14 protein-coding genes and 1 riboswitch are annotated in these 15,777 nt (G+C 60.1%); of the genes, 6 read left to right on the top strand and 8 right to left on the bottom strand.

Going from position 1 to position 15,777, the window contains the following annotated elements:
• Positions 1-69: 69 nt before the first annotated feature.
• Positions 70-915, bottom strand: coding sequence for a methylenetetrahydrofolate reductase [NAD(P)H] (gene metF, locus HRH33_RS25195; RefSeq protein ID WP_034139906.1), 846 nt, complete (start codon positions 913-915; stop codon positions 70-72).
• 168 nt (positions 916-1,083) lie between these two features.
• Positions 1,084-2,493: an adenosylhomocysteinase gene (gene ahcY, locus HRH33_RS25190; RefSeq protein ID WP_034139646.1), complete on the bottom strand. Its 1,410-nt coding sequence runs from the start codon at positions 2,491-2,493 to the stop codon at positions 1,084-1,086.
• Positions 2,494-2,514: 21 nt separating this feature from the next.
• Positions 2,515-2,621, bottom strand: a riboswitch (S-adenosyl-L-homocysteine riboswitch).
• A gap of 176 nt (positions 2,622-2,797) precedes the next feature.
• Between ahcY and HRH33_RS25185 the strand changes: the two genes are divergently transcribed.
• The 4 genes from HRH33_RS25185 (at position 2,798) to HRH33_RS25170 (ending at position 6,678) form a co-directional block, all read left to right on the top strand.
• Positions 2,798-3,202 carry an acyl-CoA thioesterase gene (locus tag HRH33_RS25185; RefSeq protein ID WP_034139645.1) on the top strand — a complete coding sequence of 135 codons (405 nt, stop codon included), beginning with the start codon at positions 2,798-2,800 and terminating at the stop codon, positions 3,200-3,202.
• 101 nt (positions 3,203-3,303) lie between these two features.
• Positions 3,304-5,211, top strand: a complete 1,908-nt coding sequence (locus tag HRH33_RS25180) for a patatin-like phospholipase family protein (protein WP_167417824.1) — start codon at positions 3,304-3,306, stop codon at positions 5,209-5,211.
• Between the two features lie 71 nt (positions 5,212-5,282).
• Positions 5,283-6,170 (top strand): formate/nitrite transporter family protein, encoded by an 888-nt coding sequence (locus HRH33_RS25175; RefSeq protein WP_167417823.1) that lies wholly within the window; start codon positions 5,283-5,285, stop codon positions 6,168-6,170.
• Between the two features lie 121 nt (positions 6,171-6,291).
• On the top strand, positions 6,292-6,678 hold the full coding sequence (locus HRH33_RS25170) for an MAPEG family protein (RefSeq protein WP_034101230.1): 387 nt from the start codon (positions 6,292-6,294) through the stop codon (positions 6,676-6,678).
• Between the two features lie 65 nt (positions 6,679-6,743).
• Here HRH33_RS25170 and mltA read toward each other — a convergent pair whose 3' ends face one another.
• Positions 6,744-7,940 carry a murein transglycosylase A gene (gene mltA / locus HRH33_RS25165; RefSeq protein ID WP_034115341.1) on the bottom strand — a complete coding sequence of 399 codons (1,197 nt, stop codon included), beginning with the start codon at positions 7,938-7,940 and terminating at the stop codon, positions 6,744-6,746.
• Between the two features lie 129 nt (positions 7,941-8,069).
• Here mltA and HRH33_RS25160 point away from each other — a divergent pair, with 129 nt between their 5' ends.
• Positions 8,070-8,519: a c-type cytochrome gene (locus HRH33_RS25160; protein ID WP_167417822.1), complete on the top strand. Its 450-nt coding sequence runs from the start codon at positions 8,070-8,072 to the stop codon at positions 8,517-8,519.
• Between the two features lie 6 nt (positions 8,520-8,525).
• On the opposite strand, the gene HRH33_RS25155 is transcribed toward HRH33_RS25160, so the two are convergent.
• From HRH33_RS25155 to HRH33_RS25135, 5 genes are all read right to left on the bottom strand, one after another.
• Positions 8,526-8,921: a DUF1090 domain-containing protein gene (locus HRH33_RS25155; RefSeq protein WP_034115340.1), complete on the bottom strand. Its 396-nt coding sequence runs from the start codon at positions 8,919-8,921 to the stop codon at positions 8,526-8,528.
• Positions 8,922-8,987: 66 nt separating this feature from the next.
• Positions 8,988-10,652 carry an NAD-dependent DNA ligase LigB gene (gene ligB, locus HRH33_RS25150; RefSeq protein WP_167417821.1) on the bottom strand — a complete coding sequence of 555 codons (1,665 nt, stop codon included), beginning with the start codon at positions 10,650-10,652 and terminating at the stop codon, positions 8,988-8,990.
• A 95-nt stretch (positions 10,653-10,747) separates the two neighbouring features.
• Positions 10,748-11,098: a DUF1090 family protein gene (locus HRH33_RS25145; protein WP_034101224.1), complete on the bottom strand. Its 351-nt coding sequence runs from the start codon at positions 11,096-11,098 to the stop codon at positions 10,748-10,750.
• Positions 11,099-11,314: 216 nt separating this feature from the next.
• A complete protein-coding gene (gene metK, locus HRH33_RS25140; RefSeq protein WP_034115338.1) occupies positions 11,315-12,505 on the bottom strand; it encodes a methionine adenosyltransferase in 1,191 nt (396 codons plus the stop codon).
• 19 nt (positions 12,506-12,524) lie between these two features.
• The gene (locus HRH33_RS25135) at positions 12,525-13,520 is read right to left on the bottom strand and encodes an ArsR/SmtB family transcription factor (protein WP_034139640.1); all 996 of its coding nucleotides are present in this window, start codon (positions 13,518-13,520) and stop codon (positions 12,525-12,527) included.
• Positions 13,521-13,777: 257 nt separating this feature from the next.
• On the opposite strand from HRH33_RS25135, the gene tkt reads away from it, so the two are divergent.
• Positions 13,778-15,775 carry a transketolase gene (tkt, locus tag HRH33_RS25130; protein ID WP_123479291.1) on the top strand — a complete coding sequence of 666 codons (1,998 nt, stop codon included), beginning with the start codon at positions 13,778-13,780 and terminating at the stop codon, positions 15,773-15,775.
• Positions 15,776-15,777: the final 2 nt, after the last annotated feature.

Below are 15,777 nucleotides of genomic sequence, written 5' to 3'. Positions count from 1 at the left end.
AGTAGGAGCACACACCCTTCAAAAAAAGGCCCCCGTAGTACGGAGGCCTATTTGCTGCTTGGAATGACTTCAGCGTGGCAGCTTCAGGTTATTCCAGATGGCGAGGCTGGGTTCAGCCTGGTTAAGGGTATAGAAGTGCAACCCTGGTGCGCCGCCTTGTAACAAGCGTTCGCACATTTCGGTAATAACGTGCTCACCGAACGCCTGGATGCTCTTGACGTCGTCGCCATAGGCTTCCAGTTGCTTGCGAACCCAGCGTGGGATCTCTGCGCCGCAAGCGTCGGAGAAACGCGCCAATTTGCTGTAGTTAGTGATCGGCATGATGCCCGGCACGATTGGGATATCTACACCCAGAGCCCGTACACGCTCGACAAAGTAGAAGTAGCTGTCAGCGTTGAAGAAGTACTGGGTGATCGCGCTGTTGGCGCCGGAGTTAGCCTTACGCACGAAATTCTGCAAATCGTCTTCGAAATTACGTGCTTGTGGATGCATCTCCGGGTAAGCAGCTACTTCGATATGGAAGTGATCACCGCTTTCTTCACGGATGAAACTCACCAAGTCATTGGCGTGGCGCAGCTCACCGCTGGCCATACCCATACCGGACGGCAAATCGCCACGCAGGGCGACGATGCGCTTGATCCCGGCGTCTTTGTACTGGGTCAGCAGGCCGCGCAGGTCGGCCTTGCTGTCGCCCACACACGACAAGTGCGGTGCGGCGGGAATATTGACCTGGCTTTCCAGCTGCAACACGGTGTTGATCGTGCGGTCGCGGGTCGAGCCGCCGGCACCGTAGGTGCAGGAGAAAAAGTCGGGTTGGTAGCTGGCCAATTGCGCGGCAGTGGCCATCAGTTTTTCATGCCCAGCATCGGTCTTGGTCGGGAAGAACTCGAAGCTGTAGCGACGGTCTTGGGACATGGAGGGGGTCTCCAGCTGCAAGTTGCGAGCTTCAAGTTGCAAGAGGGCGGTGTGCCTGTCTTGCAGCATGAAGCTCTCAACCCACAACTGCTTAAAGAGCAAGGAAGTAGCAAGCCTTCACACAAACGCTTTTACTTGCCGCTTGTAGCTGAAAGCTTGCCGCTGCTGTCAGTACCTATACGCGTGCGGCTTGAACGGACCTTCGACAGTCACGCCGATGTAATCGGCTTGGGTCTTGGTCAGCTTGGTCACCACGCCGCCGAAGCCGCGAACCATTTCCAGGGCCACTTCTTCGTCGAGTTTCTTAGGCAGTACTTCCACGGTCAGGCGCTCGGCTTTCTGGGCAGGCGACAGATCGGCGTACTTTTGTTCAAACAGGAAGATCTGTGCCAGCACCTGGTTGGCGAAGGAGCCGTCCATGATGCGGCTTGGGTGGCCGGTGGCGTTGCCCAGGTTAACCAGGCGGCCTTCGGCCAGCAGGATCAGGTAATCGTCATTCTGTGGATCGAAATCCCCAGCGCCGGTACGGTGAACCTTGTGCACTTGAGGTTTTACTTCTTCCCACGCCCAGTTCTTGCGCATGAAAGCGGTGTCGATCTCGTTGTCGAAGTGACCGATGTTGCACACCACGGCGCGCTTTTTCAGGGCCTTGAGCATGTTGGCATCGCAGACATTCACGTTACCGGTGGTGGTGACGATCAGGTCGATCTTGCCCAGCAGGGCTTTGTCGATGCTGGCTTCGCTGCCGTCGTTGACGCCGTCGATGAATGGCGAAACCACTTCGAAACCGTCCATGCAGGCCTGCATGGCGCAGATCGGGTCGACTTCGGACACTTTAACGATCATGCCTTCCTGACGCAGGGACTGGGACGAACCCTTGCCCACGTCACCGTAACCGATCACCAGGGCTTGCTTGCCCGACAGCAGGTGGTCGGTGCCGCGCTTGATGGCGTCGTTGAGGCTGTGACGGCAGCCGTACTTGTTGTCGTTCTTGCTCTTGGTTACCGAGTCGTTGACGTTGATGGCCGGGATTTTCAGCTCGCCCTTGGCCAGCATGTCCAGCAGGCGGTGTACGCCGGTGGTGGTTTCTTCGGTCACGCCATGGACGCGATCGAGGATCTGCGGGTATTTCTTGTGCAGCAGCTCGGTCAGGTCGCCGCCGTCGTCAAGGATCATGTTGGCATCCCAAGGTGCGCCATCCTTGAGGATGGTTTGCTCCAGGCACCACTCGTATTCCTCTTCGGTCTCGCCTTTCCAGGCGAACACCGGAATACCGGCAGCAGCGATAGCGGCGGCGGCCTGGTCTTGAGTCGAGAAGATGTTGCAGGACGACCAACGCACTTCGGCACCCAGGGCAACCAGGGTTTCGATCAGCACGGCGGTCTGAATGGTCATGTGGATGCAGCCGAGAATCTTCGCGCCTTTGAGCGGTTGCTCGGCGGCGTACTTGCGACGCAGGCCCATCAGGGCAGGCATTTCGGATTCGGCGATAAAGGTTTCGCGACGGCCCCAGGCAGCGAGGGACATATCGGCGACTTTGTAGTCGGTGAAATCTGCAGGCGTGTTGACAGCGCTCATGAAGAGCCTCCATTCGTAGTGTGCGAATGGGCGCCGTTGTGCGTTTAGTATCAGGCCAGGGCAACCAGGCCGGACAACGCCCCATCCGAGCCTGACAGGTTGAACCTGCTGCAGCGCCCCTCGGACAGGTGGCGGGAAAACGGCAGTAGCCGTTCGGAATCGGGGGCGATTATAGCTTTCTTTGGTTGGCTGGTGGCAAGCGACAAGCTACAAGCGGCAAGTAAGAGCGAATCGGCTTTTAACTTGCAGCTTGTCGCTTAAAACTTGAAGCTGGCGTCTCTCAAACACCTCGGAGTCCGCCCCCATGAACTTCCACACCCGCAAATGGGTAAAGCCTGAAGACCTCAACCCCAATGGCACACTGTTCGGTGGCAGCCTGCTGCGCTGGATCGACGAAGAAGCCGCGATCTATGCGATTGTCCAGTTGGGTAACCAGCGGGTCGTCACCAAGTACATCTCCGAAATCAACTTTGTCAGCGCCTCGCGCCAGGGCGACATCATTGAGTTGGGTATCACCGCCACTGAATTCGGTCGCACCTCGATTACCCTGACCTGTGAAGTGCGCAACAAGATCACCCGCAAAAGCATCCTCACCGTGGAAAAAATGGTATTCGTCAACCTGGGCGAAGACGGGTTGCCGGCGCCCCATGGGCGGACCGAGATCAAGTACGTGAAGGATCAGTTCAAGGACGACACGCTTCCCCAGTAACGCCTTGGCAGCCATCAGTTAGGTTACTGAATTATTCCGTATGGACCTTTCTGCGGACTCTGCTCACTCAGGGTTACAACTGAAGTGAAAGGAGTCCGTATATGAAAGTGTCCAGCTCGGCCGTCCAGCATCAAGCAACATGGCCCGCAAACTTGGTTCGGCATGCTGATGTGCCGTTAGTCGAGGGGGCAGGTCCGCGCAAGCTGGATATCTATCGCGATGCCAGCGGGCGGGTGGATGTGTTTTTATCGCCCGCTGCACCTGAGCATCTTGTACTCAGCGGCGGCGGCGCCAAAGGCGTTGCCTTCTCGGGCATGATGCGGGCGCTTGAAGACACTGGGAAGCTGCAAGATATCAGGGTGGTTTCCGGCTCTTCAGCCGGGGCGATTTCCGGCGTGCTGATTGCCAGTGGATTGGGGGGCGATGCGTTCGACTTACTACTGGACCGTATCGACTTGCCCAGCCTGCTCAACAGTCAGGACCCTGTAACGGCTTGGTTGCAAAACGCCAGTTCTGCACTGGGCAATGTTACTCGTCACTTGCCGGGCGGCGGCATTTCCCAATTGCTCTTGACTCTGATACCGCGTCTGCAGACTGAGGCGCCTGCATTGCAAGCGATGTTGCGCGACCAGGCACGCCAATCGATTCTCACCCATGTTGCCGACACGCCCAGGTCTACCCGGCCTGCCGAACTGATGAAGATTGCCGACCGGCTGAGCGCTGGAAGCGACCCTACGTTCGCCGACCTCGCCACCTTGAGTCGCCATATCCCTGCTATCAAGCAACTCAATATCACCGGCACCGGCATGTTCGACGGCCGCCCTCAATTGGTGGTGTTCAACGCCGATTTGACCCCGGACATGGATATCGCTCGCGCCGCACATATCTCAGGGGCATTGCCTGTGCTGTTCAAGAGCCCGCTTGAGCAGGGGCATGCGTTCCAGGCAGCCACTGACGTCAGCGCTTTTCAGGACGGCGGACTGCTGGTCAACGTCCCGGCACCGGGTGTGATTGAGCGTTCGTTTCCAGAAAGCCCTCTGAGCAAAGACAGGTCGCTGATTGTTCAATTCGAATCCGAACAACCGGCGGAGCCAACGAGGGCCGGCGGACTTTTCAGTCATCTGGTCGATACCTTCACCGGAACCTCACACACGGCTGCTGACGCCTATCAAAATGACCGGCTCATTGCGCTTGCCGATCAGACGGTGACATTACCCATGAATACCGTCGAAGGTGACTTTCGTGGCATGCACGGTACTGTCAATTTCACCATGACGCCTGCACAGAAAGACCACCTGCAGGACCAAGCGTACCAAACAGTGGCGGCCCACCTCGAAAAGCGCGCTACGATCCGTGAGCATCACCACTTCGCCACGTTGGAACAGGCGGTTCTGGCGATGGATGATGAAATGCTGGCCAGTGTGCAAGACTCGCTCAAGAACGAGCCCGCGGCCATGGATGTCGTGCGTTTTCGCAAGGAGGCGCAGCAGGCGCTGCACCAACTGGACAGTGCGATTTGCGAGGCTAATCAATCGAGCAATACCCTGACGCTCACACCGAAATTGGCTAGCGCTGTGCGCAACCTGGATGCACTTGCCTGTCGTCCGGAGCATGTTGAATGGTTGTCACGGCACCTTAACGTGTCGGGGCAGCGCAATTTTCAGCAACTTTTGCAAGTGTGTGCCAAGGGCGGACTGGATGACACACCTCTATCCAAGGTCATGAGAGCGGCAGTTATTGAAATGGGCAAGCGCGATATCGCGGTGAAGGCCGAGCGCTTCATCCGAGAAGTCATTTATCCCTCGCAATACCGCCTGGGCCAGCCAGATAGCAATGTCAACCTGTTGCAGCAAGCGGCCCGCGAATTGGCCAAGGCAACCACGCCAGCCGAGTTCAACCAAGTGCTCGACGGCATCATTCGCAATTACAGGGCGCGCAACAAACCTTGGCGTGAGCCGAGCAGCGCCACGACGATAGAGATGGCCAAAGCCTGGCGTATACCGGTTTAGTTGCCTGGCCACTGAACAGCCACTGTCACGGCGTGTCGTAGCTACAGGCATCCCTTGGACTCTGGTAAATCATGGCCACACACGAAGACGGTAAAACTCCGAACCTGTCGCAGGAAGAGCAGCAGGATGTCGACGAGAACCAACCACCCCGCGCGGCGGTGCTGCACGAAATCATCCGCACCCAAGGCGATCAGGAACTGGAGCGCAGCGTCGCCGCCCTATGGTGGTCGGCGCTGGCCGCCGGCCTGACCATGGGGTTGTCGTTGATGGCCATGGGATTGCTCAATTCGCGCCTGCCCGACGGTGAGGCGTTCAAGGTCATCGCCAGCTTCGGCTACTGCGCAGGTTTCCTCGCAGTGATCCTGGCGCGCCAGCAACTGTTTACGGAAAACACCCTGACCGCCGTGCTGCCGGTGATGAGCAAGCCGACTTTGGCCAATGCCGGGCGCTTGTTGCGGCTGTGGTCGGTGGTGCTGGTGGGTAACCTGTGCGGCACCTTGCTGGTGGCCTACGTGATGCTGCACTTGCCGATTTTCGACACCAAGACCGATCAGGCCTTCCTGGAGATCGGCCGCAAGGTCATGGAAAACGACGCCGGCCAGATGTTCGCCAAGGGCATCGTCTCGGGCTGGATGATTGCCACCATGGTGTGGATGATCCCGTCGATGGAAAGCGCCAAGATGTGGATCATCATTGTGATCACCTACCTGATGGCCCTGGGGGATTTCACGCACATCGTCGTGGGCTCGGCAGAGGTTTCGTACCTAGTGTTTGCCGGCGAACTGTCGTGGCATGACTTCTGGCTAGTGTTTGCCGGCCCAACCCTGGCCGGCAATATCATCGGTGGCAGCTTTATCTTCGCATTGATCAGCCATGCGCAGATTCGCAGCGAGAGCAGCCTGCCAAACAAAAAAGCTGCGGACCCGCGACATCCGCAGCGTATCGACAAAAATCAGTGAACCTCGGGCAATCGTGCGATAGAACCTTTCGGTGTGCCATGGCTCATAGCGGATACGTGCGGTTTTGCGTATGTAGTGCTAGAACTCTAATCGCTGCATAAAACGACAAAAGGAATAAGTCATGACAGTCGCTTTCTGGTGTGTGTTGATCGCCATTTTTTTGCCGTACTTGTGCACGGGGGTGGCCAAGTTCAGTGGGGGCAAGTTCGGGTTGCGCCACAACCATGACCCGCGGGCTTTTCTGGAGGGCCTGGACGGTGTGGCCAAGCGTGCCCACAGCGCGCAGCTCAACGGTTTTGAGGTCACCCCGGCATTCGCGGCGGCGGTGATTATCGCCCATCTGGCGGGTACGGCCGAATTGGTGACCATTAACGTGCTGGCGGTGCTGTTTATCACCAGCCGTCTGCTGTACATCATTTGCTACCTGGCGGACTGGGCGATCCTGCGTTCGCTGGTGTGGGCGGTGGGGATGGCGTTGATCGCGAGTTTCTTCTTCGTCTCGATCTGAGGCGCGGCGCCGCTGCCCAATGTGGGAGAGGTGTGTTCCCTCCCTCATTGGGCTTTCAGCGTTGGTCAGGTGCCGGTGGGCGCGTCCGGCACTTGCGGCAACGTTGCGCCCTTGGGCCATAGCATCCAGATCTGGCCCTGCTGTTTCATATTCCCCGCTAACTCACCCGCAGCATCGCCGGTGCCCCAAAACAGGTCCGCACGCACTTCGCCAGTGATGGCGCCACCGGTGTCCTGGGCGGCGACCGGGCGGGCAATCGGCGAACCGTCTGGCTTGGTGGTCGACAGCCACAACAGGCTGCCCAACGGAATCACCTTACGATCCACCGCCACGCTGTAGCCGGCGGTCAGCGGCACATTCAGCGAGCCCCGTGGGCCTTCGTTGCTGTCGGGGCGGGCGCTGAAGAACACATAGCTGGGGTTGCTTGCCAACAGTTCCGGAATGCGTTGCGGGTGAGCCTTGGCCCAGGCGCTGATGGCACCCATGCTGACCTCTTCTTTCTTCAGTTCACCCTGTTCCACCAGCCAGCGGCCGATAGGGCGGTAGGGGTAGCCGTTCTGGTCGCCGTAACCCACGCGCAATTGGCGCCCGCCTTTGAGTTGGATGCGCCCCGAACCCTGGATCTGCAGGAATTGCAGGTCCATCGGGTCGGTGAGCCAGGCGATCGGCTTGGCGCTGGAGCCCTGGCCGTTGATCACACTGGCATCGTCATACGGTTTGAGCACGCGGCCTTCCAGGCGACCACGCAGGCGCTTGCCTTTGAGTTCGGGGTAAATGCTCTCCAGATTGACGATGATCAGATCATCCGGCACCCCGTAGACCGGCACGTGAGCAGTGGCGGTCTTGGTCAGGCTGCCGGGGTAGACCGGCTCGTAATAGCCGGTGATCAAGCCGTTGGGCGTGTTGTCCGCCGAGCGCAGGCCGAAAACGTCCAGGCGCTCCTTGAGAAAACCGCGCACTGCCGGCGCATCGGCCGGGACCGTAGCCGCTGCGGCGCAGGTCGCGCCCCAGACCGGGTCGGCCTTGAGGCGTTGGCAGGCGCTACGCCAGGCTTCGAAACCGGCCATTAAGTCGTTGTCGGACACCACCGGCAAGGCTTCCCACGGAGTATTCACGTAGGTGGCGACGGCGTGAGGTTTGACGGTTTCATCTTTGCCGACTTCTTTGCCTGTGTCCTTGCCAGCGTCGCAGCCGGCCAGCAGCGCGATGAGGGGTAGAGCCCACGCCAGACGGCGGCTCCAGGGTTTCAATGTGATAGTCATCCAAGCAATTCCTGAAGCGATCACCCACGCCGAAGCGGCGCTGGGCAACCCTTATTATTAATAGGGCTATTGGTCTTTGCGGACGGGGCGAGGATACTGGCCGCCGTTTCCCGTGACCTTGAAGCCATCATGACTTTTAAAAGACTGACCGTTGTATTGCTGGCCTGCCTGACTTTGTCCGCCTGTGGCGGAGTGGATCCGAATTCGCCTCTGGGTCAGCGCAAGGCGATCTTCAAACAGATGCTCAAGACCAGCGAAGACTTGGGCGGCATGTTGCGTGGGCGTATCCCGTTCGATGGCGCGAAGTTCGCCGAAGGCGCGGCCAAACTCGATACGTTGGCCCACGAACCGTGGCGGCACTTTCCGAGCGTACGTGAAGAAGATCACACCAGCGCCAAGGACGACGTGTGGCAAAAGCAGGCGCAGTTCCAGCAACTGGCGCGCGACCTGGAAGCGGCCACCGGTGAATTGGTGATCGCCAGCCAGGTTCAGCCTTACAAGGCCAACAACCTCGGGCCTGCGGTGCAGAAAGTCGAAGATGCCTGCAGTGCCTGCCATAAACAGTTCCGGGACCATTGATCGGTATTACTGGTCGAGTTCTTCCACTGCGTTCTGCAACTCTTTGCGTGACTCGGCCAGCTTGTCTTTGCGCTTGTTGATCTTGTCTGGGTCGCCCTTTTTCATGGCCTTGTCGAGGTCGGCCTGACGACGGCTGACTTCATGCTTGGCGTCGAGCACCTTGTTCTCCCGCTCTTTTTTCAGGGTGGCGTCGTTGCAATGGGCGGTGACTTCGCTCAGGGCTTTTTCCAGGCCGGCTTGCTGTTCGCTGTTGCCGTGGGCCTTGGCTTGCTCGATCTGGGTGCTGATGGCTTGGCGCTTGGCGGCGCAGCCGGTGAGGGGTTCTGCATCATCGGCCGCCAGCAACGGCGTGGTCATCAGGCTTGCGACAATCGATAAGGCAAATGGGGCTAAACATTTCATAGGGAACTCCTGGATCGCAAATGGCAGGATGAATTCTGCCGACTGTTAAAGCGGTGTCTGGCGGGTTCAGAACCCGTCTATCCCGGCCGCATGTAGTGTTTCCGCCAAGACCCGCACCTGCGGGTCGTGAAAAAAAGCGCTCAATTGCGCCGCTCGACCCGGCCCGATGCCATCTTCGGCCATCCAGGCTTGGGTGTCGCGGGCGACCAGCGTGTGCCAGTCACCCTTGAGGTTGTTGCGTGCCACAGGCGGGACGCCCAAGGCTTTGAGCCATTGCGCAAAGGGCCGTTGTCGAGCGCGGTGGAGGCTGTCGAGCACCCGCGTGCGGCTTTGCTCACCAAAGCCATCAATGTTAGCAAGCTGCGCCGCATCCAGGGTTAACCAATCGAGAAAGCCTGCGATTAGACCGGCCTGGATCAATACGTTCCAGGTCTCGCGGCCCATATGAGGTAGCGCCAGGCCCTGGTTGCCGCTGAGCCAGGTCAGGCGCGCGAGCAATTGCTCTTCGCAGCCTGGGTCCAGTTGCCAGCAACTCAAAGCGTGAAAGTCCTGTGGATTGGGGACGGCCAAGGCGACTCGGTTGGGGTTGCGCAGGATGACTTGGTCCAACCGCGGAATGATCTGGCCCGCAAGCGTGATGGACACTTGGTCGCCGGGGCGAATATCCAAGGTTTGCCAGCGCTTCAGGGAGCCAGCGCTGACCCGTTTGATCTGCCGGTCGTCCAGCCGCACCGGTTCCAACTCCAGGAGGGGAGTGATCCGCCCGGTGCGACCGATCTTGAATCGCACCTGGCGCACCAGGGCCAGCGCCTTGGTGGCCGGATATTTCCAGGCTACGGCCCAGTAAGGCGTGCTGACTTGCCAGCGTTCGGCGGGCGCGCGCGATGCCTGATGCAACACGACCCCATCACTGGCAAAGGGCAGCGCATGGTTATACCAATAGGTGCGCCAGTGCGCGGCTTCGTCGAGGCTCTGGACGGGGTGACTGTAGCGCTGGCTGTCCGTGAAGCCCCAGCGCGCCAGGGTCGCCAGACGCTCGCTGAACCCAGAAGGGGTATCGGGCCAGGCCCAGACGAACAGGCCAATACCTGCGGCGTCGGCGTCGCTCAACTGGCGGCGGTTCATCAGCCCGGCCACCTTGCTGCGAGCATTCAGCCCGCCCTGTAGCGATTGCACATGGGCATCCAGGCGCCAATAGAGTTCACCTTGCAACACCAGGTCGATGGGGTCTGGCAACTGCTGGACAATTCCGGGAATCTTGCGCGCAGACGCCGACCAGTCCTGGCCAAGCACTCCATCGCCACGGCTGATCACCTGCGCCAGCCGACCCTTGCGATAAACCAGGGTCACCGCGACGCCATCTACCTTGGGTTGAACCCACACGTCCTGCCGCGTCGCCAGCCAGGCCCCGACTGCTTGTTCGTCCAAGAGTTTTTCCAGGCCGGTGTGAGCGACCGGGTGGCGCAAGGTGCCGCGTGAACTGGCCAGCGGCCGGTCGGGTGGAGCAGTGGGGGAAGGGAAGCATTGGCGCCAATGAGCCAGACGTTGGCGGGCTTGATCGTAGAGCTCGTCGCTGACGGGGGATTGGCCGAGGCGGTGGTAACGGTCGTCCCACACGCGTACCTGTTCGGCCAGGGCATCGACCTGATGACGGGCTTCGTCGGGGCAGCCCTCGGCCAAGGCCCCAAAGGTTAACGCGCTGAGTAAAAGAGCAATCAAAAAACGCATCATGAGCATCCTTGCTCGGAAGGGGCGCCTAGCCTAAATGATCGGTTTGCCCACAAAAAAGCCCCGACAGTGCGGGGCTTTTTACCGGGTGTTTCTGTTTACTTGAACAGACCGCCCAGGGCTTTCACTGCATCGTTCTTATCCGCTTTGGCCGCCTGGTTTTGCTGCTTGGCGTCGGCCTTGGCCTGGGACTCAGCCAATTTGTTGCAACCTTTGTTGACCTGTTCCAGCGCGGCTTCAAACGCACGCACTTTCAACACGTCGTTCTGGGCGTTGGCCGCATCGATCTTGGCCTGCAGGTCGTTGGCTTGCTTCTGGCAGTCGCCGGCATTGCCGCCACCTGTATGTGCGCCCAGGACGCTGCTCAGTGCGCTCAGATCGGCGGTGTGGGCCGGCAGGGCGAACAAGCTGAGCAGAAGGGCGGCGGGGGCGAGCGTGGAGATGCGCATGAAAAACCTCAATGTTCGATTGCCGCGCCGGGTGATCCCGGACTGGCGCAAGGCAATATCCAAATAGGGTGGGGGCCCGAGAGGGCGCGGATTCTAGAGAGCCATTATTTTGCCTGCAAGGTTGGGAGCCAAAAAATGTGAACGCCCGCCCGATTCATCGGGCAATAAAAAGCCCTGCCGGGCGGACCGGGCAGGGCTGTTTGAGTAGCGCGACTGTTACAGGCCGGCGGCGGTACGCAGGTCGTTGGCGCGGTCGGTTTTTTCCCAGGTGAAGGTGGTGAAGGTGTCATCGCCGACAGTCTTCTGCTCAGGCGTACGACCGAAGTGGCCGTAGGCTGCGGTCTCCTGGTACATCGGGTGCAGCAGGTCAAGCATGGTGGTGATCGCGTAGGGGCGCAGGTCGAAGACTTCACGCACCAGTTTGACGATCTTGTCATCGCTGATCTTGCCGGTGCCGAAGGTATTCAGCGAGATCGACGTAGGCTGAGCCACGCCGATAGCGTAAGAAACCTGAATTTCGCAACGTTCGGCCAGGCCGGCGGCCACGATATTCTTGGCCACGTAACGACCGGCGTAGGCGGCCGAACGGTCCACTTTGGACGGGTCTTTGCCGGAGAACGCACCACCGCCGTGGCGGGCCATGCCGCCGTAGCTGTCGACGATGATCTTGCGACCGGTCAGGCCGCAGTCGCCCACTGGGCCGCCGATGATGAACTGGCCAGTCGGGTTGATGTGGAACTGGGTGTCCTTGCTCAGCAGTTCGGCCGGCAGTACGTGTTTGACGATCAGTTCCATCACGCCTTCGCGCAGGTCGGCGTAGGACACATCCGGGTTGTGCTGAGTCGACAGCACCACCGCGTCGATGCCGACGACTTTGCCGCCTTCGTAACGGCAGGTTACCTGGGACTTGGCGTCCGGACGCAGCCAAGGCAGCAGGCCGGATTTACGGGCTTCGGCCTGGCGCTTGACCAACTGGTGGGAGAAGGTGATCGGGGCCGGCATCAGCACGTCGGTTTCGTTGCTGGCGTAGCCGAACATCAGGCCCTGGTCGCCTGCGCCTTGGTCTTCCGGTTTGGCGCGGTCGACACCCTGGTTGATGTCGGGCGACTGCTTGCCAATGATGTTCATCACGCCGCAGGTGGCGCCGTCGAAGCCGACGTCGGAGCTGTTGTAGCCGATGTCGGTGATCACGTCGCGGACCAGTTGCTCCAGGTCGACCCAGGCGGAGGTGGTCACTTCGCCGGCGATGATCGCTACACCGGTTTTCACCAGGGTCTCGCACGCCACGCGGGCGAACTTGTCTTCAGCGATGATGGCGTCCAGCACCGCATCAGAAATCTGGTCGGCGATTTTGTCCGGATGCCCTTCAGACACGGACTCGGAGGTGAAAAGGGAGTATTCGCTCATCTCGATGTTTTCCTGATATTTACCGATGGTGAGTGTCGCCAGCCGGTCGCTGAAAGTGGCGGACCTGGATCTGGAAACCATTACGTAAACCTACATAGAGGCTTTCCCCGGGAACGAGTCCCGCAGCGGTGGCCCAACGGGCCAGATCGTCCTGTTCAAAACCCAACCAGAGATCACCGCAGGCCTCCCTGGCCCAACTCTGGTTGTGGCTGCATAAATCCGTCACCAGCAGGCTGCCGCCGGGGTGCAGTAACCCGGCCATTTGCTTGAGGGCGTCGGCGGGGGCGGCGAAATGGTGCAAGACCATGTTCAGCACCACGCAGTCGGCCCGCAGGCTGCTGTCTTTCAAGGCGTCGGCCAACTGCAGGTTGACGTTGCCCAAGGCTTCTCGCTCGCAGAGCTGGCGTGCCAGCTCCAGCATTGCCGGGCTGTTGTCCAGCGCCGTGACTTGCTGAAAGCGGCGTGCCAGCTCCGGCAGAAAACCGCCGTCGCCGGGGCCGACTTCCAGTGCCGTGGCCTCTTCACTGAAGCTCAGCTTGTCCAACAACGCCAGCACGCTGTCGCGGTACTGCGGTAAACCGGCAATCAAATCCTGCTGGGCGCGAAACTTCTCGGCGACCCGTGCGAAAAAGTCCTGACTGGCCGCGGCACGTTGCCCGTGGACCTGGCCGATACGTGCCTGGACATCGTTCGGCAGGCTCAGGTTGTCCACTTCCTCCAGTAGGGCGGCGTGCAGCTTGCCGCCGAGCAGGTCGGTGTGGGGCAGGGCGCGGCGGTAAAAAATCGCATTGCCTTCGCGGCGGGTGGCGACCAACTCGGCCTGGGACAGCACCTTTAAGTGATGGCTCATGCCCGATTGGCCGATGGCGAAAATCTGCGCCAGCTCCAGCACTCCGAAAGAATCGTTGGTCAGGGCCCGTAAAACATTCAGGCGCAAGGGGTCGCCGGCGGCTTTGCACAAAGCGGCCAGCTCTTCACCATCGTCGGGACGCAGGGAGGGCACAGATAGGTTCATAAGGCCAGCAGTCTAGTGGTGGGGCTGGTCGCTCGCAAGGTCAATATCAAAAAGTTTTGATATTGATCGATAAGTGGCGGTTATAAGCAGTCGCTATAACCTTTAGACGAACACATGAAAGGTTTGCGCAGACGATTACCGCGCAAACCACAGGAAAAACCGCCTCAAGTGACTATCTGTCATTGCCCGCAGGCGGTGGCTGAGGGAAAATGCCGGTCCTTTTTTCCGTTTCTTTCTATATCCGCAGGAGAACAGCGATGCCCAGCCGTCGTGAGCGTGCCAACGCCATTCGTGCCCTCAGCATGGATGCCGTGCAAAAAGCCAACAGCGGCCATCCCGGTGCCCCGATGGGCATGGCGGATATCGCCGAAGTGCTTTGGCGTGACTACCTGAAACACAACCCGAACAACCCATCGTTCGCCGACCGTGACCGTTTCGTGCTGTCCAACGGCCATGGCTCGATGCTGATCTATTCGCTGCTGCACCTGACCGGCTACGACGTCACCATCGACGACCTCAAGAGCTTCCGCCAGCTGCACAGCCGCACGCCGGGCCACCCGGAATTCGGCTACACCCCAGGCGTCGAGACCACCACCGGGCCGCTGGGCCAAGGCCTGGCCAACGCCGTGGGTTTCGCCCTGGCTGAAAAAGTGCTGGGCGCGCAGTTCAACCGCCCTGGCCACGACATCGTCGATCACCACACCTATGTGTTCCTGGGTGATGGTTGCATGATGGAAGGCATTTCCCACGAAGTCGCGTCCCTGGCCGGCACCCTGGGCCTGGGCAAGCTGATCGCCTTCTACGATGACAACGGCATCTCCATCGACGGCGAAGTCGAAGGCTGGTTCACCGATGACACCCCGAAGCGTTTCGAAGCCTACAACTGGCAGGTGATCCGCAACGTCGACGGTCACGACCCGGAAGAGATCAAAACCGCGATCGACACCGCCCGCAAGAGCGCGCAGCCGACCCTGATCTGCTGCAAGACCACCATCGGTTTCGGCTCGCCGAACAAGCAAGGCAAGGAAGACTGCCACGGCGCTCCACTGGGTGACGCGGAAATCGCCCTGACCCGCGAAGCGCTGAAGTGGAACCACGGCCCGTTCGAAATCCCGGCTGACATCTACGCCGAATGGGATGCCAAGGAAAAAGGCCTGGCCACCGAAGCCGAGTGGGACCAGCGTTTCGCTGCCTACTCCGCCGAATTCCCGGAACTGGCCAACGAGCTGGTCCGCCGCCTGGCCGGTGATCTACCTGCTGACTTCTCGGAAAAGGCATCTGCCTACATCGCCGAAGTTGCGGCCAAGGGCGAGACCATCGCCAGCCGTAAAGCCAGCCAGAACACCCTGAACGCCTTTGGCCCGCTGCTGCCTGAGTTCCTCGGTGGTTCGGCCGACCTGGCCGGGTCCAACCTGACCCTGTGGAAAGGCTGCAAAGGTGTCACGGCCGAAGACGCCAGCGGCAACTACATGTACTACGGCGTGCGCGAGTTCGGCATGAGCGCCATCATGAACGGCGTGTCCTTGCACGGTGGTCTGGTGCCTTACGGCGCAACCTTCCTGATGTTCATGGAATACGCCCGCAACGCCGTGCGCATGGCCGCGCTGATGAAGAAGCGCGTCATCCATGTGTACACCCACGACTCCATCGGTCTGGGCGAAGACGGCCCGACGCACCAGCCGGTCGAACAACTGACCAGCCTGCGTACCACGCCGAACCTGGATTGCTGGCGCCCAGCCGACGCGGTGGAATCCGCCGTGGCCTGGAAGCACGCCATCGAGCGTAAGGACGGCCCTACGGCGCTGATCTTCTCCCGTCAGAACCTGCAGCACCAGGCGCGCACCGACGCGCAGATCGCCGACATCAGCCGTGGCGGTTACGTGCTCAAGGACTGCGTGGGCGAGCCGGAGCTGATCCTGATCTCCACCGGTTCTGAAGTGGGCCTGGCGGTTCAGGCGTACGACAAGCTGACCGAGCAGGGCCGCAACGTGCGCGTTGTATCCATGCCGTGCACCAGCGTGTTCGAAGCCCAGGACGCCGGCTACAAGCAATCGGTGCTGCCGTTGCAGGTCAGCGCGCGTATCGCCATCGAGGCGGCACACGCCGACTACTGGTACAAGTACGTGGGCCTGGAAGGCCGCGTGATCGGCATGACCACCTACGGTGAGTCGGCGCCGGCGCCAGCCTTGTTCGAAGAGTTTGGCTTCACCCTGGAAAACATCCTGGGTCAGGCTGAAGAGCTGCTGGAAGACTAAGT

The sequence above is a fragment of the Pseudomonas rhodesiae genome (assembly GCF_013285305.1).
GTDB lineage: Bacteria > Pseudomonadota > Gammaproteobacteria > Pseudomonadales > Pseudomonadaceae > Aquipseudomonas > Aquipseudomonas rhodesiae.
Note: the sequence above shows the minus strand (reverse complement) of the source record. Positions and strands in the feature narration are given on the sequence as shown.